We start from the raw sequence: 15,913 nt of genomic DNA, 5'->3' as shown, positions 1-15,913 counted from the left end.
GATGACAAGTGATGACGCGGCGCTCGTACGACGCCGCCCCGCTACAGGGGGTCGATCGTGCTCGAACCAGCCCAGAGTTTCGTCGGGATCTTGTTCTGGGTCGTGGCCATCGCCGCTTTCATAGTTGAGATCTGGGCGTTCGCCGACGCCGTACGACGGCCGGCGGGGGCCTACTCGGCGGCCGGCAAGCTCACGAAGCAGCTCTGGCTGATCATTCTCGGCGTCGCGCTGCTGTTCGGCCTGGCCGGTGCGGTCCGCTTCGTCTCGATCATCCAGATGCTGCCGGTGATCGGCTTCATCGCCGCCGCGGTCTACCTCGCCGACGTCCGGCCCGCCGTGCGGCAGTACGGCCGGGGCGGCTCCTCGTCCGGTCCGTACGGCCCCTGGTGATCGTCGGCCGCCGGGCCGTCACGGCTTGGTGAGCTTGAGTTTCTTCAGGTCGGCGACGAGGCACTCGGCGATGTGCCGGGCGCCCGCCACGGTCGGGTGGGTGCCGTCGGACAGGATGTACTGCGGCGCGTTGCCGGTGCCCTTCTTGCGGTCACCGGTGATCCACTCTTCCTGCAGCGGGTCGATGAACGGCACCTTCGTCTCCTGAGCGGCCGCCGCCATGGCGTCCCGGATCTCCAGGACCTCCTGCGGCGGGTCGCCGCCGCCCCACATCGGGCCGATGAGCAGGAGCCGCGAGGTGCTCCAGCGCTGCCGGACGGTGTCGAGCAGCCCCCGGGCCGCCGCGCCGACGTCCTGCGCCGGACGCCGCCGGTCGTTGTGACCACCCGAGATGATCACCAGGTCGGGGGCCGGCCGCCAGGCGAGCTGGTCGGTGAACAACTGCGCGAAGTCCTTGCCGATCTGCCCCTTGGCGATGAAGCCGGTCTGCCGGTACCCGCCGAGGATGACCTGCCAGCCCAGCAGCCGGGCGGTCTCGGCGGCGTACGTCTGCTCCGGCTGCTGCCCGAGCTTGCCGGTCGTGTAGCTGTCCCCGAGGAACATGACGACGGGGGTGTGCGACGCCTGCCGCTTCGGCGTGCGGGCCGAGCTCTCCGCCCGCGCCCGGCGCTCCGAGCCGCCGCATGCCGTCAGCGCGAGCAGCACGCCGGCCGCGGCGAGGCAACGAAGGGCGCGTCGTCTCATCCCGCTCCTTGGGGTCAGCGCCCTGGGGCGGGCGTTCTAGGCTGCACTTCATGACGACACACCGGACGCGGCGGCTTGAGCTGACCGACCAGACGCTGCGCGAGTGGGAAGCGGTCGTGCTCGACTCGGGACCCGGGGGGATCGTCCTCGACCGATCGGCATTTTATCCGGGTGGCGGCGGACAACCGCCGGATCACGGAGTTCTGCTGTGGCAGGGCGTGCAGACCCGGATCGTCGGCGCCCGCAAGGGTGACGAGCTCTACCTGCTCCCCGACGAGAACGACCCGCTGCCGCCGGTCGGCACGACCGTGCGCGGGGCCGTCGAGGACGACCGCCGTACGAGCCTCATGCGGACCCACTCCGGCCTGCACGTGCTGTGCGGTGTCGTCTTCCGCGACTACGGCTGCCTCGTCACGGGCGGCAATATGGAGCCCGGTGTCGCGCGGATGGACTTCAACCTCCCCGAGGTCCCGCCCGGCTTCAAGGAGGCCGTGGAGGCCGCCTGCAACACGGAGATCGCCGCGGATCGGCGCATCGACGTGAAGGCACTGCCGCGCGCGGAGGCGTTCGCGATTCCCGACATCATCCGGACGGCCACCAACCTGGTGCCGCCGGAGGTGGAGGAGGTCCGCATCGTCGACATCGTCGGGCTCGACACCCAGGCCGACGGCGGTACCCACGTCGCCTCCACCCGCCAGATCGGCCGCCTCCAGGTCGCCAAGATCGAGAACAAGGGCCGCGGCTTCCGCCGCGTCCGCATCAAGATCGTCGACTGAGGGACGCCGCGAGGTGTTCGCGGTTCCGCGCCGCGGCGAACGCCAGGAAGCGGCCCGAGGTCACGCCCGCTGGGCGGCGACCTGGCGGACCTGCCGCGGCGACAACGGCACGTCGAATACCCGCACGTCGTCGATGGCCCCCTGCCAGCCGTCGGTCGGCGCCCCCTTGAGCAACGCCCGCCCGATGTCCAGCGGGCCGGCCGCGCGGGCGACGACCGTACGGGCCCGGCAGGCACCGAGGACGCCACCGACATAGAGGCAGAGCCGCCGGCCACCCGGGTCGAACACCGCCGCCAGGTGCGTCCAGTTCCCGACGGCGGGACGTCGGCCGCTGAAGACGGTCTCCTGCCCGTTCGCCCAGCCGTTCGCGCGGTCGGGGACCATGAGGGCCCAGTCCTGGTGCTCCGAGTCGTAGTCCAGCAGGACGACGTCCGGTGCGCCCCCGGCGTCGTGCGCGGCGACCACCGTCCCGAAGCGGCCGGGCTCCTCGAGGAGGACCCAGGCCGTGATCGTGAACGGCGCGTCGGTGCGGATGACGGGCCGGTCGGCGACCGCGTGCCCGTTGCCGCCGAAGCTCAGCGCGTGGCCCTGAGGAGCCGCCACGCGGGAGACGTCGCCGTTGATCCGCAGGGGCACGCCATGGCCGGAGGAGTCCAGCGCGGTCGGCCCGCCGGGCTCCTCGAACCGCCACCACCCGGCCGCTGCGGGCAACGGTGGTACGGCGACCCGAACCGGAGGCCGCTCGGGCTCGTCCGGGACCGGACGGGACGCGGCGCTGACCGCCGACAGGGCCAGCAGCACGGGGACGAGCACCCCGGCTCGCGTTAGTCGCCGCGCCCGCCGGCGTCCCGCGCGCGTGCTCGTCGTCCCCGTCGGCCGGGGAGACGGAGCGGCCGTGGACGGCCGGGTCGTCGGATTCGTCACGGGCCGCGGTGGCGGACCGCTGGCAGCACCAGCCGACGGTCCAGCCGCGGACCGTACGGCATCGTCGACGGACCCGACGGACCCGACGGACTCGACGGGCTGCCGGATCGGCGGGTCGCCGTGATCGGAGGAGCCGGCCACGGCCGGGGCGGCCGGGTGCTCACCGACGGCCAGGACACGGCGAACGGCCACCCAGGTCTCGACCGTCTCGTCGGAGCAGCCGCACGCGGTCACGAAGGCCTTGACCAGCTCTTCCCGGGGCAGTGACTCCCTTTTCAACGCGGAGGCGATGGTGCTGTGCGGCAGAACGTGTCCGTGACGACCGGCCGCTTTCTCCAGCTGACGGTAGGTAAGGCCGGACCACGCCTTCAGCCGCCGCAGCTGTGCGAGGAAACCGGCCGTGGTATGCGCTTCACGAGGATCCGGGGCGGAACTCTCCAAAGACACGTGAGACAACTTACCTCCTGAGGGGTGGTCGTGGATGGCGAAGGCGGCTGGTCCGCTTGGAACGCTGATTTCAGCTGCCATCGAAAGCCTTGCCGCTACTTGCTGCCGCTTGCCAGAGTCTGTGACGCACGGGGTTCCGGCGCGAAAAGTCCGGTCTCAAAGCAAGGTCGAAATCCGTATCACCGCCCTTGTCGGGACCGGCCGTGCCGGACCACGGGAATTCCAGAGGAGAAGCATGCGCAAGCAGATGGTGGGGTTGCTGGCTGCGGCCTCGATCGCCTCGACCGCACTGTCGCCGCAGCCCCGGTGGCCGGTGCCGCCACGTCGGCGGCCCCGGGGGCGGCCGCCGGTCAGGTGTCCGTCCAGTCCAGCAAGGTCGGCGGCAAGATCTCTCGCAAGGAGGTCCTCAACCGCGCTCAATACTGGTGGGATCGGACGTACGGGAAGCACGGGAAGAAGAAAGACGGGAACATGCACTACGGAGGCCCGGCGCGGCCGGACCCCGACGGCAAGCACAAGTACCGGCAGGACTGCTCGGGCTTGGTCGACATGGCGCTTCACCTGAAGGGCGGCCCGAACACCGTCCTGCTCGGCAAGCGCAACAGCAAGGGCAAGTTCGTTAATTCCGCCTACGGGTACGTCATCAGCCCGAAGAACATGAAGCCCGGTGACTACACCGGTTTCCTCGGCGCGGGCAGCGATGGGAGCAACGGTCACGTCCGTCTCTTCATCAAGTGGGTGAACAAGCAGAAGGGTACCTACAAGGCGTACGACTACGGTCGGACGAAGATCCGGATCGACACGTTCAACATCCACACGGACAACAAGAACGGCCACAAGTTCGGCGCCTACCGGTACAAGAAGATCTCCTGATCTCATTGAGATGACGACTGATGGCCTCGGCGGAGGAATCCGCCGAGGCCATCAGTCATTTCCACCGCGCGCAGGTTCTGGAATTCTCGGTCGCTGCGCCGGTCAGATCGCCTGGCGGTTCAGCCCCTCGGGCATGGGCCTGGGCTGCCGGATCGGCCGGTTCGCCGCCGAGGTGAGCAGGCTCAGTCCCAGGTCGGTTATCTCGTGGCAGACGGAGTAGCCGTCGCGTCGGGTGGTGATGAGCCCGGCTTCGCGGAGCACCTTCGTGTGGTGGCTCACCGAGGCGGCCGAGATGCCGGCGGCTCGGGCGATGTCCGTGGTGCTGCAGCCGGTCATGGCCGTCTTGAGCACCGTCGTACGGGTCCGGCCGAGCAGCCCTTCCAACTGCTTGGTTCCGCCCTGCTCACCGGTCTGCGGCCTCCCCAGCCACGTGCGCCGGCCGATGGGAAAGACCAGCAGGGGCGGCAGCTCGGGATCCCGCAGCGTGATCGGGTGGTGCCGGCAGAAGAAGGACGGCACGAGCACCAGGCCGCGTCCGCCGAGCGTGACGTCCTGGTCGACATAGTGATCGACGTGCAGGACCGGGTGCTCCCAGCGCGCGTACGGGTGAAGCGACCCCAGCAGGCGTTCCACGCCATGGTCGGCGAGTATCCGCACGAGCCGGGTGCGTTCGGCCTCGATGTCGCGGGAGATCTGCTTCCAGTAGGGCGCCAGCGCGATCTTGAAGAACCTGTCCACGTCGTGTGCCACTCGGCGGACGGCCTCCCGTCCGTCGAGGGACCGCGCGATGAACGGCGTACCGCCCTGGCGCGCCAACTCGGTGAAGTCGCGCGTCAGCTCGTTCGGGGTGGTGGCGAGGATCCTGTCCACCCCCTCACCGAGGTCGGCCGTGCCGCGCGTCGGCGTCAGGAAGTCGGCCGAGTAGCCGCGCGGCGGCGCGATCTCCAGCAGCGGCCGGAGCGACGCGGGGATGAGGGGACGAGTACGCCGCCGCCAGCCGTCCAGGGCGACTTCCTCGTTGCGTTCCTGCAACGCGTGCAGGCTCAGGAGGATCTCCCAGAGCACGTCCGCCGATGGGGCGACGGTGGTCCGGGCAAGATCCTCGGAGTCGAAATGGATCCGCAGCATTGCAGCCCTCCGGTCGATGCGACCTGGTTCGGTGTCGGCCTCCATGCAGATCTAAGGAAGCGGCCGGACGTGCGGGCAAGGATTGGGCTGTTCGACCCTGTTCGAATCTGTTCGGGCTGCTCAGGGCGTGGATCGGCCGAGCCGGCTATTCGGCCGCCCGGCGGGTGAGGGCGGGGACGGAGCCGAGGCCGTGTTCGACGATGGCCAGGGCGCGGTCGACCGCACTGCGGGTCGACTGCGGGGTGTATCCGTGCGCGCGGCAGTGGGTGATGACGGCCTTCATGCCGCCCACGAGCGCGCCGGCGATCACGACCGCGTCGATCTCGTCGATGGCCGGGCAGAGCTCGGTCAGCCGCTCGACGACGTACTGCTCGGTGTCGTTCATCCGTTTCAGGGCGCGCGCCTGCAGCGACGGGCGTTCCAGGACGAGCTGCACCTGGATCGCGCCGTACTCGCCGTGCTCGGCGGCGATGGCCTCGATCATCTCCAGCACGATGCGGCGCATGGACTCCAGCGGCGTCTCGTCCGCGGGCCGGCGCTCGATGCCCTCGCGCACCTCGGCCAGGCGTTCGTCGATCTCGGCGAAGACGACGTCCTCCTTGGACGGGAAGTAGCTGAAGAACGTGCGCGGCGACACGTCGGCGGCCTGGGCGATGTCCGCGATCGTCGTCTCCTCGTAGCCCCGCTCGGCGAACAGGCGGAGGGCGGCCTCCGCGATCGCGCGGCGCGTCTGGCGCTTCTTCCGCTCCCGCAGGCCCATGTGATCCATCTCACCAATATATACACTCAGTGCGAAGTTGCAGGCGTTGCAAATTTTTCCGGCCCGTGCTGTTCTGGGACTATGTCGGGGATTCTGGAGAGGGTTGGGCGGTTCTGTGCCCGGCACGCGCGGTGGGTGATGCTCATCTGGCTCGCCCTCGCGGTCGGCATCGGAATCCTCGGCGTGGCCAGGGGCGGCACCTTCGTCCAGCAGGACCGGCTTCCCGGCACCGAGACCCAACGCTCCATCGACCTGCTCCGCAAGAACTTCGCCGACCTCACCGGGCCGACGGCCACGATCGTGTTCCACCCGCAGCAGGGCGTGTCCCTGTCCGACTGGCGCGTCGCGCTGCAGGTCGGGAAGGCCATCCAGCAGGTGGGCGCGCTGCCGCGCGTCTCGATGGCGGAGAACCCCTACGGGAACACCGGCGGCGCCAAAGGCGCGAACGCCGTCGTCGCGGTCGCGCACTTCAAAGGCACCGCCCGCGACCTGTCCATCAACGACCTGCATTCCCTCGAGGAGGCCACCGAACCGGCCCGGCAGGCCGGCGTCGACGTCGAGTTCGGCGGCATCGCGACGACCATCCTCAACCAGCCCAAGGCCGGTCCCAAGGAGGGCGTCGGCGTGGTGCTCGCCCTCGGCGTGCTGCTGTTCGCCTTCGGCTCGTTCCTCGCGGCCGGTGTGCCGATCGTCGTGTCCCTGTGCGCGATGGTGGTGGCGTACTCGCTCATCCACTTCGGCGCGTCGATCTGGCAGGTGCACCCCACGGCGCCCATGGTCGCGGCCATGCTCGGCCTCGGCGCGGGGATCGACTACGCCCTCTTCGTCGTCACCCGCCACCGCCAGCAGCTCGCCGAGGGCATCGGCGTAGAGGAGTCGGTGGGCAAGGCTCTGGCCACCTCGGGACACGCGGTGGTGTTCGCCGGCGGCACGGTCGTGTTCGCGATCTGCGGGCTGTGGTTCTCCGGGATCACGTTCATCGGCATCATCGGCCTCGCCACGGCGATCACCGTGGCCTTCATGGTGGCCGCCGCGCTGACCCTGCTGCCCGCCGTGCTCGGCGCCCTCGGCGCGAACATCGACCGGTACCGGCTGCCCCGGATGCGGCCCGACCGCTCGACGTACCGCTGGGAGCGCTGGGGCCGGCACGTCGACCGGCACGCCTGGCCGTACGCCATCGCGGCCACACTCCTGCTGGTCTTCCTCGCGCTGCCGGTGCTCACCCTGCGCCTGGGCATCATGGCCGACAGCACCCTGCCGCACTCCAACGGCGCGCGGCGGGCGTACGACGTGACGGCGAAGCAGTTCGGCCCCGGCTGGTACAGCCCGTTCGTGGTCGTGGCCACGGTCCCGAGCCCGGCCGAGCCGCCGCAGGCCGCCGAGAGCACGAAGACCGCCAAGGGATGGACCGCCCTGCGGCAGGAGCCGGGCGGCCGGTTGGCGCTCAGCCCGAACGACCGGCCCACCCCGAATCCAGAGGCCCGCCGCCTCGGCGACGAGCTGCGGCGCAGCCTCCAGAAGGTGCCCGGCGTCGCCTCCGCCGAAGCACCGCTGGTCGTCGGCGACAGCGCGACCGTCAAGATCGTGCCCACCTCGCCGCCGCAGGCCGCCGCGACCGCCGACCTCGTACGGCACCTGCGGAAGTCGGTGATCCCCCCGACCGTCGCCCGGTTCCCCGGAGCGCGCGCCTACCTCGGCGGGGAGTCACCGGCGATCATCGACATCGCGACCATCGTGAAGCAGCGCATGCAGTACGTCGTCATCGCCGTCGTGACGGTCGCGCTCGTGCTGCTCGTCATCGCGTTCCGGTCGATCATCGTGCCGATCAAGGCCGCCGTGATGAACCTGCTGTCGATCGGCGCGGCGTACGGCGTGGTGGTGGCGGTGTTCCAGTGGGGCTGGGGCATCAACCTGCTGGGCCTCGACGGACCGGTCCCGATCGTGGCGTTCGTCCCGCTCTTCATGTTCGCGTTGCTGTTCGGGCTGTCCATGGACTACGAGGTGTTCCTGCTGTCCCGGATCCGCGAGGAGTACCTCCGCACCAACGATCCGCACGGCAGCGTCGTCACCGGCATCGCCTCCACGGCCCGCCTCATCACCTCGGCCGCGCTCATCATGATCTGCGTCTTCCTGTCGTTCCTCCCGCAGCCGGACACGACGGTCAAGATGATGGGCCTCGGCCTGGCGGCCGCCGTCGCCGTCGACGCCACCATCGTCCGCCTGGTCTTGGTCCCGGCCCTGATGAGCCTGCTGGGCCACGCCAACTGGTGGTTCCCCGGCCGCCGCCGTCCCACCGCACCCCCGGTCCACCCCGAGAAGCGCACCCTCGAACACGTCTGAGCTCTCTGCCGGGCGGCACCTATGGCTGGAGCACACCGTTGGGCAGGATCATGTTGACGCGGGGCTTCTCGCAGTCCCCGGAGTAGTACATCTTGGTCGCCGTGCGAATGACGTCGGAGCTGACGAAGGCCTCGTAGACGACCAGGGCCACCACGATCACCAGGAGCGCGAGGCGCAGCGCGCACGAATGTTCGCCGTCGCCGGCTGAACAACGTGACCAGCGCGATCAGCGAGACGAGGAAGGCCGCCTCGATGCCGTGCACCATCGCCCCATGGACGTTGTGCCAGTGGGGGAACCGCGGATCGTCCTGGCACAGGGCCAGCGTCTTGGGCGGCAGATAGAACCCGCCGACCCCGAGGACCAGGTATGGGCCCTCGGTCTATGCCGAGGATTTCGGTCGTGTGAGCGACCGAAATCCTCGGCGTTGATTGAGCGAGTGCTCCGTCGGGCCGCGGAGAGTGGGCCGGGACGGCTTACCGTCAGATGGTGTATCCGCCGTCCACGGCGAGGGCGGTGCCGGTGATGTAGCGGCCGCCGGGTCCTGCCAGGTAGGCCACCGCGGCGGCGATGTCCTCGGCCTCGCCGTAACTCCCCAGGGCCGTGAGGGAGCGCTGGAAGTCGGCGGTCTCGCCGTCGGCCGGGTTCATGTCGGTGTCGATCGGGCCCGGGTCCACGATGGTGGCCGTGATTCCGAGCGGTCCCAGCTCCCGGGCGAGTCCCTTGGTCAGCCCGGTGAGCGCGGATTTGGCCATCGCCTGAAGGACGAAGTTCGAGCCGGGAACGCGGCCGTTGAAGCACGACCCGACGCTGATGATCCGCCCGCCGTCGCCCATGTGCCGGGCGGCGGCCTGCGCGGCCAGGAACACCGACCGGACGTCGACGGCGAGCACCCGGTCCAGTTCCGCGGCGGACACCTCCGCCAGCGGGCCGTAGGTGAGGAAGCCCGCGTTGTTCACCAGGATGTCGATGCGGCCCAGTTCCCGTACCGTCCGCTCCACCGCATCCGTCGCGGCCTGCGGACGGGTCAGGTCGGCCTGGATGACCGCGGCCCTGCCACCGTCGGACTCGATCCGCTCGGCGACCTCGTGCGCCTGGTCCGCTGCCTGGACGTAGGTCAGCGCGACCGCCGCTCCCGCGTCGGCCAGCCGTTTCGCTATCGCCGCGCCGATCCCTCGGCTGCCGCCGGTCACCAGCGCTACCTTGCCGGTCAGCTCACTCATCGATGCCTCCTCCGTAGATGGCGTGCTCGTCGCGCCGGCATGGTAGAAGTTGACATCAATGTCAGGTTCAAGTCGTCGTCATGCGAGGTGAGGAATGCGGATCGGCGAGTTGGCCCGGCGCAGCGGGGTGAGTGAGCGCTCCCTGCGCTACTACGAGACACAAGGGCTGCTGCAGTCGGAGCGTACGTCCGGCGGCCACCGGCACTACGCCGAGTCGGCGGTCGACCGCGTCATACGCATCCAGACGCTCTACGCCGCGGGTCTGAACAGCAAGAAGATCGCGAAACTGCTGCCCTGCATGAGAGACGCGGACGGGCGCCCGAACGAGATCGCCACCCCCACGCTGGTCAACGAGCTCACCACGGAGCGCGACCGCATCGACCGCATGATCACCGACCTGTTGCGCTCCCGGGACGTCCTGGACGAAGTGATCGATACGGCGGCGGACGGCGCGACCACCGACCCGGCCTCACTCGCGCGTCGACGCTGAACGCCGGTCTCCGGCGGGTGCTGCTGATGGACAGCGGCATCCGCCAGAGAGCCACGTCGCGTCGCGGCGCTGCGGGGGCGTCACACGATCGCTTTGAGAACCTCGGGGAGCGAAGTGACGCCGTCAGAACCGAGGAAGTGACCGGCTCCGGGAACCACCGCCGCGGAGACTCCGAGCAGGTCGGCAAGACGGTCGGTGTGACCAGGCGGAACGAGCGGGTCCGCGTCCGACCGGATGACCGTGAGCCGATCGATGTGCTTGCTGAGCCCCTCCACGTCACAGCCGTCTCCGATGTAGGAGTCCAGCTCCGGGAGCACGGGTAGCCGGTCGACGAATCCGGAGACCAGCACGAGGGTGCCAAGGTGCCAGGTATCCGGCAGTGAACGCAGATGGCGCAGCACGGTCAGACTGCCCAGGCTGTGCGCGACGATCACCGAGTTCTCGTCAGGGGTCCCCACGTCGGCGCGTACGGCCTCCGCCCACCGCGCGGGGTCCGGGGCTTGGGGGTTCGGCAGAGCCGGGACCGTGGTCGCGATGCCGCCCGCTTCGAGTCGCTCGGCGAGCCAGCCGAACCAGTGATCTTCGGGAGTCGCGCCGTAGCCGTGGATGATCGAGGCACGTCGCCGGGTTGTTCCAGTCGTCATGGCGCGGAACGCTATGCCTTCACACCAGCGTGAAGGTCAAGCCGATGAAGAGGGATCGACGGTGCTGATCAGCGAGCTGGCCGAGCTGACCGGCGTGAGTGCGCGAGCGCTACGCCATTACGAGGACCGAGGACTGCTGGTCCCGGCACGCGACGGCAGCGGGTACCGGGACTACGCCGAGTCCGATGTCACGCGCGTAGCCCAGATCAAGGCGATGATCTCCGCTGGCCTGGGAACCTCGACCATCCAGCGGTACCTCGACTGCGTGCGCACCGGCGATCACGGCATTTACCTTGAGATGTGCCCGGACCTGCGGGCCGAGCTGGACGCCCTGGCCACCCGCCTCGACGCTCAACAGGCCGAGCTCCGCGAGACGCGGCGACGCTTGTGCGGGCTCGTATCAGCGACATGACGTCCGCCGGAGCCGTGCTCTGGCGGACGTCATGCGACTGTCGAGGACGCAACGCAGAGCAGTGTGTCCCAGCGGTCCAGCGGGCCGCCGGGAACCGCCTCGAAGAAGATGATGTCGCACCGACCGGATGTCGTCAGGGCGGGCATGGTGAACAGCTCGCCGACGCCCGGGAGCACCGTGATGCCGACGTGCTCGGCGGAGAATCCGTCCCTGGGCGCCATGCCGTGGACGTAGATGACGGATAGCGTGCGCTGCGGCCGGTCGTACGGCGAGCGGTCCGGGTCGCGGTCGAACAGCTCGACCAGGTCGCCCCTGCCGGCGGCGACGATCGTGAGGTCGTACCGCTCGGTCAGAGCGGGCAGCTCCGCGGCCGTCGCGTGATGGACGATGACCTCGCCGCCGCGGGCGCGGAACCTCTCCAGCCACGAGGACATCTTCACCCGCTGGTCGACCGACTGGGCATGGGCGTCGAGCGCGGCGGTGAAGCGGAGCGGCTCGGCTCCCGGCGGCCCGGCCACGGTCACGTTCAACGCGGCGACGGCCGGAGCCTGACTCTCCCAGAGATTCAGGCCGTTCTCGCGTTCCCGGTCCAAGTCCGGGCCGAACATCATCTGGGTCGACATGACCCGCCCGTCGCGGATCTCCTCGGCGGTCCGCGCGGTCATGACCGTGACGTCGTAGCGGTCGGCAGGCAGACTCAGCGCGAGCTGGAGCCCGGCCTGACCGGCCCCGACGATTAAGATCTTCCGCTTCGCGCGTAGGGAACGGTCGACTCGCTCGGCGTGCCTCCCATTGCGGCACTCCCTCCAGCCACGCGGAACCTACGAGAACCACGCGCCGCCGGGGAGCCTCCGCACGGTGACGTAATGGTCACCAAGGGGATCGGAGCGTGCTCATCAGAGGGACGCTCTTCACCCGGCCCCGCATATCCCGATTCCGAATAGCGGGAAAAATTGACCTATGTCGGTAACGACAATTATCGTCGCCGTGATCACTGGCAGATGCTGCTGATAGAACGCAGTATTCGCCAGGAAATCACGTCGCGACGTCGACCCGGCATCAGCAGTCGATCGGGTTGTCCGGTGTGTCGAGCCAGACGTGCTGGCCCTCGGGGGAGACGGTTACCCCATAACGGCTGCAGTCGGGCCTTCCCGCTGCGATCCATCGCTCCTCGGCCTGCTGCATGACACGTGGCCGTACGCGCTGATCGCGCAGCGGCATGAACAGCGACGGCCCGACGAAGCGGCCCTCGGCGGTTCCGCCCGGCCGCACGACGAGACGGCACAGGGGCCAGTCCGGGTGGAACGTGGGCGCCCAGGGAACGACGATGACTCCGCCCGGCCGAACCTGTTCCACCCACGCGTACGGGACGGTGTGCGCGGACGCGGTGGCGAGGATCCTGTCGTACGGCGCCCGCGCCGGATGACCCTTCTCGCCGTTCCCGACGATCACCTCTACCGGATGGCCGATCTTCTCCAGCGCCCTGCCGGCCCTTGCGGCGGCCACCGGATCGATCTCGATGGAGACGATGTTCTCGGCGCCGAGCAGGTGGGCCAGGACGGCGGCGTTGTAACCGGTACCCGTCCCGACCTCGAGGAGCCGCATACCGCGTCGCAGCTCAAGCGCGTCGATCATTCGGGCCATGATGTACGGGGCGCTACTGGAACTGGTCGCCTCGACGCCCCTGCCCGCCGCCGCGTCGCACAGTTCGGCGGGCACGTCGGGGTCGAAGGCGGTACGGGTGACGACCGGAGCGTCGGCTGCCACGTGCCGGTGCCAGAGTTCAGGGTCGTCGGAGCGCGTGATCGGCACCAGCCGGCCCTGCTCGTCCGAAACGAAGATCTCGTCGGGGATGAAGGACTCTCTGGGGATCGCCGCGAGGGCCTCATGAGCGTTCACTGCTTCCCCGTTCCGTTGCACAGCACACAGGGTGCCCAGAATCGGTCTCCGTCGTGGGTCTTTCAGGAGCCGCCTTTCCCGTTGCAGGCCGAGCAGTCCGCTTCCTGCTTGTGCGTGCCCATGTCTCTTGTTCTCTCCTTCAGCTCTGCCGCGGTCAGCGTGACGCCCGGTGCGGGCACGAGGGCGTGGACGGTCTTGTCGACCTGGGTGTAGCCGACCCAGCGGGCGGCGGCGTACGTGTCGACGATCCCGAGGCCCCAGCCATTGGCCGGAGCCGGGTTCGGCTGGAGGGGCCGGGGATCGGGGTCCGTCACGTAGAGGTGCACCCAGCGGTCGGTGGCCAGGAGGCCGAACCGCAGGGGAAGGTCGTGGGGCTCCCATCGCCGGACCTCTGCGGCGGCCCGCCGGGCGTTCGTGACGAGCTCGGAGACGACGAGCACGATCGAATCCGCGTGGTCGGGGTCGCTGACGTGGTCCCGGATGACCTCGGCGGCGAACCGCCTGGCCTTCGCCACCGACGTACGGCTGACGCTGAGCGCGATCCACGACGGCCGGCTGACCGCCGGAGCCGCGGGGAGGGCGGCCAGCGGATCCACGGCCGGCGCCGCGTGGCGGCCGGGGCTCGAGTGGCCCGCGATCTGAGGTTCGTCGAAGGTCATCATCGTCACCGATCGCTTTCTGTTCACCACTTTCTGTGATCGCCTGACAGCATGCGCCCTGGTTGGCTAACTTGACCAGGAGAGATCACGAAATTCAACGCAAGGAGTCACAATGCGCTACCGCGCCGGGTTCGATCCGGACAAGAATTTGTGGGACTTAATCGCCTTCGACCTCAGGCGACAGCGCCAGGAGCGCGACATATCCCTCAACGTCGTCGGCGACATCATCGGACGGGATCGATCTCTGGTCGCCTACGTTGAAAACGGCACAACGAAGCTCCAGGAGAAGCACGCCGTCAAGATCGACGACGCCTGGCGCACCGGCGGCCTCTACAGCCGCCTCGTCAGATTCGCCAAGCTCGGGCACGACGTCACCTGGTCCGCGACCCACCTAGAGCTGGAGGCCAACGCCGACGAACTTCGCATCTGGGAGCTCAGCTGGATGCCCGGTCTCCTCCAGACGGAGGACTACGCCCGCGCGATGTTCGAAGCGGCGGGTATCGAGGGCGCCGAAGAAGGGGTCAAGGCCCGGCTCGAGCGACAGCAATGCCTGCACCGTACGCCTTCTCCTCGCGTGTGGGTGATCATCGATGAGCGGGTGGTGACGCAACCGGTCGGCTCGGCGGAGATCATGCGCGAGCAACTCGTCCAGGTGATCGAACTGGCCAGGCTGCCGCATATCAGCGTACGAGTGGTACCCCAATCCGTCGGTGCTCACGTCGGTCGAGACGGCTCGTTCAAAATCATGACTGTCGCTGGTACGGATACGGTCTACACGCTCGCCCCTGGCGGAGGACGGCTCATTCAGGACGCAACCGAGACAAATTCCTTCCGCGTGTGGTTCGATCTCGTTGGCGACGTTGCGTTGCCCAAGGACGCTTCGTTCGACCTACTCGTAGAAGCGATGGGGCGATTCTCATGAGCACCTGGCGGAAGTCCAGCTACAGCGGTAGTACCAGCGTTCAATCCGACTGCGTCGAGGTGGCTCGGATCTTCCTGGTCTCTGCCGAGGATTTCGGTCGTGGGAGCGACCGAAATCCTCGGCAGTAATGGAATCGGCTGCTGCGTAGCTGGCTGGAGCGCTTCAGTCCACCGCTGGGCATCCTGGTGCGGACGGAACGCTCGGTGAAAGGGCCCGACCGGGCCCGCCAAAGGCGGCCAATGGGGTTGAAGCGGGCACGTTCGGCCGTGGTCGCCGAGACTTGTGCGCGCTGACCGTCCGCAGATGGCCGGGCGGGGCGTTCGGGAACGCTCCACTCCGCCGCGGGCGGGCTTCGGCTCGAGAGGATGAGCTAGGTCTGGCGGCAGTGGCGGCTGACGGGAGCTGAACCGCATTCGGTTCAATGGTGTCGTTGGTGGGGCTGCTTCCGTGAAGGTGGGCGTTGGCATGATCGATCATGAGGTCCCGACCGTGCTCGGCCGGATCCATGTGCGGGTCGGCGGTGAGGGCCCGGCGATGATGTTCTGGCCGAGTCTGCTCATGACCGGCGATATGTGGGCGGCCCAGGCGACCCACTTCGCCGACCGGTACCGGGTGATCCTGGTCGATCCGCCGGGCCACGGCCGTAGCGAGCCGCTCACCTCGATGTTCAGCTTCGAGGACAACGTCCGCTGTATCACTCAGATCCTCGACCATCTCCAGATCACCACCACGCACTTCGTCGGTAACTCCTGGGGCGGGATGATCGGTGGCACCTTCGCCGCGCGCCACCCCGATCGGATCGGCAGCGCCGTCCTGATGAACTGCACCGGCTCGGCGGCCGGCCGGCGGCAGAAGGCGGAGTTCGCCCTTTTGCTCCGCATGGCCAAGACGCTGGGCGGCATCCGACCGCCGGTGACCCGGTCGGCCGTCAAGGCCTTCCTCGGCCCCACCACACTCCGCACCCGACCCGCGGTCGTGGCAACCGTTCGTGAAGCACTGGAGCGCGTCGACATTCGTTCGGCCTCCTGGGCGGTCAAGAGCGTCGTACCGGCCCGCCCGGACCAACTCGGTCTGCTCAACACGATCGAAATCCCGGTCCTGGTCATCGCCGGGAAAGAGGACGGGACCTTCCCCGTCGCGGAGACCCGCGCCATGGCCGACGCGATCCCCGGATCCACGTTCCTGGCCTTGGACGAGGTCGCCCACCTCGCCGCCCTCGAGAATCCAGAACAGATCAACCGGCTGATCGACGAGTTCCTCACGCCGGCCTGACCCGATGGCCGG

Annotated in this window: 18 protein-coding genes; 8 read left to right on the top strand and 10 right to left on the bottom strand. The window is 68.9% G+C overall.

Features of this window, described 5'->3' with window-relative positions:
• Nucleotides 1–57: 57 nt before the first annotated feature.
• Nucleotides 58–390: a DUF2516 family protein gene (locus ABD978_RS18795; protein ID WP_345355538.1), complete on the top strand. Its 333-nt coding sequence runs from the start codon at nucleotides 58–60 to the stop codon at nucleotides 388–390.
• 18 nt (nucleotides 391–408) lie between these two features.
• Here the strand turns inward: ABD978_RS18795 and ABD978_RS18790 are convergent, their stop codons facing one another.
• Nucleotides 409–1,134 carry an SGNH/GDSL hydrolase family protein gene (locus ABD978_RS18790; protein WP_345355535.1) on the bottom strand — a complete coding sequence of 242 codons (726 nt, stop codon included), beginning with the start codon at nucleotides 1,132–1,134 and terminating at the stop codon, nucleotides 409–411.
• Between the two features lie 50 nt (nucleotides 1,135–1,184).
• Between ABD978_RS18790 and ABD978_RS18785 the strand changes: the two genes are divergently transcribed.
• Nucleotides 1,185–1,910: an alanyl-tRNA editing protein gene (locus ABD978_RS18785; protein WP_345355532.1), complete on the top strand. Its 726-nt coding sequence runs from the start codon at nucleotides 1,185–1,187 to the stop codon at nucleotides 1,908–1,910.
• A gap of 60 nt (nucleotides 1,911–1,970) precedes the next feature.
• On the opposite strand, the gene ABD978_RS18780 is transcribed toward ABD978_RS18785, so the two are convergent.
• On the bottom strand, nucleotides 1,971–3,362 hold the full coding sequence (locus ABD978_RS18780; protein ID WP_345355529.1) for a LamG-like jellyroll fold domain-containing protein: 1,392 nt from the start codon (nucleotides 3,360–3,362) through the stop codon (nucleotides 1,971–1,973).
• Between the two features lie 225 nt (nucleotides 3,363–3,587).
• Between ABD978_RS18780 and ABD978_RS18775 the strand changes: the two genes are divergently transcribed.
• Nucleotides 3,588–4,154 carry a hypothetical protein gene (locus ABD978_RS18775; RefSeq protein WP_345355526.1) on the top strand — a complete coding sequence of 189 codons (567 nt, stop codon included), beginning with the start codon at nucleotides 3,588–3,590 and terminating at the stop codon, nucleotides 4,152–4,154.
• A gap of 102 nt (nucleotides 4,155–4,256) precedes the next feature.
• On the opposite strand, the gene ABD978_RS18770 is transcribed toward ABD978_RS18775, so the two are convergent.
• A complete protein-coding gene (locus ABD978_RS18770) occupies nucleotides 4,257–5,282 on the bottom strand; it encodes an ArsR/SmtB family transcription factor (protein WP_345355523.1) in 1,026 nt (341 codons plus the stop codon).
• Nucleotides 5,283–5,427: 145 nt separating this feature from the next.
• Nucleotides 5,428–6,051, bottom strand: a complete 624-nt coding sequence (locus tag ABD978_RS18765) for a TetR family transcriptional regulator (protein WP_345355520.1) — start codon at nucleotides 6,049–6,051, stop codon at nucleotides 5,428–5,430.
• 129 nt (nucleotides 6,052–6,180) lie between these two features.
• Between ABD978_RS18765 and ABD978_RS18760 the strand changes: the two genes are divergently transcribed.
• Nucleotides 6,181–8,382, top strand: coding sequence for an MMPL family transporter (locus tag ABD978_RS18760; protein ID WP_345355517.1), 2,202 nt, complete (start codon nucleotides 6,181–6,183; stop codon nucleotides 8,380–8,382).
• A 19-nt stretch (nucleotides 8,383–8,401) separates the two neighbouring features.
• Here the strand turns inward: ABD978_RS18760 and ABD978_RS18755 are convergent, their stop codons facing one another.
• Nucleotides 8,402–8,536, bottom strand: a complete 135-nt coding sequence (locus ABD978_RS18755) for a hypothetical protein (protein ID WP_345355514.1) — start codon at nucleotides 8,534–8,536, stop codon at nucleotides 8,402–8,404.
• A gap of 326 nt (nucleotides 8,537–8,862) precedes the next feature.
• A complete protein-coding gene (locus ABD978_RS18750) occupies nucleotides 8,863–9,603 on the bottom strand; it encodes an SDR family NAD(P)-dependent oxidoreductase (protein WP_345355511.1) in 741 nt (246 codons plus the stop codon).
• A gap of 94 nt (nucleotides 9,604–9,697) precedes the next feature.
• Between ABD978_RS18750 and ABD978_RS18745 the strand changes: the two genes are divergently transcribed.
• Nucleotides 9,698–10,093: a MerR family transcriptional regulator gene (locus tag ABD978_RS18745; protein ID WP_345355508.1), complete on the top strand. Its 396-nt coding sequence runs from the start codon at nucleotides 9,698–9,700 to the stop codon at nucleotides 10,091–10,093.
• 80 nt (nucleotides 10,094–10,173) lie between these two features.
• Here the strand turns inward: ABD978_RS18745 and ABD978_RS18740 are convergent, their stop codons facing one another.
• Entirely contained in the window at nucleotides 10,174–10,737 is a 564-nt protein-coding gene (locus tag ABD978_RS18740) for an RBBP9/YdeN family alpha/beta hydrolase (protein WP_345355505.1), read from the bottom strand.
• 61 nt (nucleotides 10,738–10,798) lie between these two features.
• On the opposite strand from ABD978_RS18740, the gene ABD978_RS18735 reads away from it, so the two are divergent.
• Nucleotides 10,799–11,149 carry a MerR family transcriptional regulator gene (locus ABD978_RS18735; RefSeq protein WP_345355502.1) on the top strand — a complete coding sequence of 117 codons (351 nt, stop codon included), beginning with the start codon at nucleotides 10,799–10,801 and terminating at the stop codon, nucleotides 11,147–11,149.
• A gap of 29 nt (nucleotides 11,150–11,178) precedes the next feature.
• On the opposite strand, the gene ABD978_RS18730 is transcribed toward ABD978_RS18735, so the two are convergent.
• From ABD978_RS18730 to ABD978_RS18720, 3 genes are all read right to left on the bottom strand, one after another.
• A complete protein-coding gene (locus ABD978_RS18730; RefSeq protein WP_345355499.1) occupies nucleotides 11,179–11,814 on the bottom strand; it encodes a styrene monooxygenase/indole monooxygenase family protein in 636 nt (211 codons plus the stop codon).
• Nucleotides 11,815–12,208: 394 nt separating this feature from the next.
• On the bottom strand, nucleotides 12,209–13,048 hold the full coding sequence (locus ABD978_RS18725; protein WP_345355496.1) for a methyltransferase domain-containing protein: 840 nt from the start codon (nucleotides 13,046–13,048) through the stop codon (nucleotides 12,209–12,211).
• A 62-nt stretch (nucleotides 13,049–13,110) separates the two neighbouring features.
• Entirely contained in the window at nucleotides 13,111–13,710 is a 600-nt protein-coding gene (locus ABD978_RS18720) for an ATP-binding protein (RefSeq protein ID WP_345355953.1), read from the bottom strand.
• 109 nt (nucleotides 13,711–13,819) lie between these two features.
• Here ABD978_RS18720 and ABD978_RS18715 point away from each other — a divergent pair, with 109 nt between their 5' ends.
• A complete protein-coding gene (locus ABD978_RS18715) occupies nucleotides 13,820–14,629 on the top strand; it encodes a helix-turn-helix domain-containing protein (RefSeq protein ID WP_345355493.1) in 810 nt (269 codons plus the stop codon).
• A 465-nt stretch (nucleotides 14,630–15,094) separates the two neighbouring features.
• Nucleotides 15,095–15,901, top strand: a complete 807-nt coding sequence (locus ABD978_RS18710; protein WP_345355490.1) for an alpha/beta fold hydrolase — start codon at nucleotides 15,095–15,097, stop codon at nucleotides 15,899–15,901.
• Nucleotides 15,902–15,913 lie beyond the last annotated feature (12 nt).

The sequence above is a fragment of the Actinoallomurus liliacearum genome (assembly GCF_039542035.1).
In the GTDB taxonomy this organism is placed as follows: Bacteria; Actinomycetota; Actinomycetes; order Streptosporangiales; family Streptosporangiaceae; genus Actinoallomurus; species Actinoallomurus liliacearum.
The sequence above is the reverse complement of the archived record's forward strand: the minus strand, read 5'-3'. Positions and strand labels throughout refer to the sequence as shown.

What these genes read in the sequence shown, in the direction of transcription:
- ABD978_RS18790 (WP_345355535.1), bottom strand. Translation starts at nt 1,134, where the DNA reads ATGAGACGACGCGCCCTTCGTTGCCTCGCCGCGGCCGGCGTGCTGCTC.
- ABD978_RS18785 (WP_345355532.1), top strand. Translation starts at nt 1,185, where the DNA reads ATGACGACACACCGGACGCGGCGGCTTGAGCTGACCGACCAGACGCTG.
- ABD978_RS18780 (WP_345355529.1), bottom strand. Translation starts at nt 3,362, where the DNA reads ATGGCAGCTGAAATCAGCGTTCCAAGCGGACCAGCCGCCTTCGCCATC.
- ABD978_RS18770 (WP_345355523.1), bottom strand. Translation starts at nt 5,282, where the DNA reads ATGCTGCGGATCCATTTCGACTCCGAGGATCTTGCCCGGACCACCGTC.
- ABD978_RS18765 (WP_345355520.1), bottom strand. Translation starts at nt 6,051, where the DNA reads ATGGATCACATGGGCCTGCGGGAGCGGAAGAAGCGCCAGACGCGCCGC.
- ABD978_RS18760 (WP_345355517.1), top strand. Translation starts at nt 6,181, where the DNA reads ATGCTCATCTGGCTCGCCCTCGCGGTCGGCATCGGAATCCTCGGCGTG.
- ABD978_RS18750 (WP_345355511.1), bottom strand. Translation starts at nt 9,603, where the DNA reads ATGAGTGAGCTGACCGGCAAGGTAGCGCTGGTGACCGGCGGCAGCCGA.
- ABD978_RS18745 (WP_345355508.1), top strand. Translation starts at nt 9,698, where the DNA reads ATGCGGATCGGCGAGTTGGCCCGGCGCAGCGGGGTGAGTGAGCGCTCC.
- ABD978_RS18740 (WP_345355505.1), bottom strand. Translation starts at nt 10,737, where the DNA reads ATGACGACTGGAACAACCCGGCGACGTGCCTCGATCATCCACGGCTAC.
- ABD978_RS18730 (WP_345355499.1), bottom strand. Translation starts at nt 11,814, where the DNA reads ATGACCGCGCGGACCGCCGAGGAGATCCGCGACGGGCGGGTCATGTCG.
- ABD978_RS18720 (WP_345355953.1), bottom strand. Translation starts at nt 13,710, where the DNA reads ATGATGACCTTCGACGAACCTCAGATCGCGGGCCACTCGAGCCCCGGC.
- ABD978_RS18715 (WP_345355493.1), top strand. Translation starts at nt 13,820, where the DNA reads ATGCGCTACCGCGCCGGGTTCGATCCGGACAAGAATTTGTGGGACTTA.
- ABD978_RS18710 (WP_345355490.1), top strand. Translation starts at nt 15,095, where the DNA reads ATGATCGATCATGAGGTCCCGACCGTGCTCGGCCGGATCCATGTGCGG.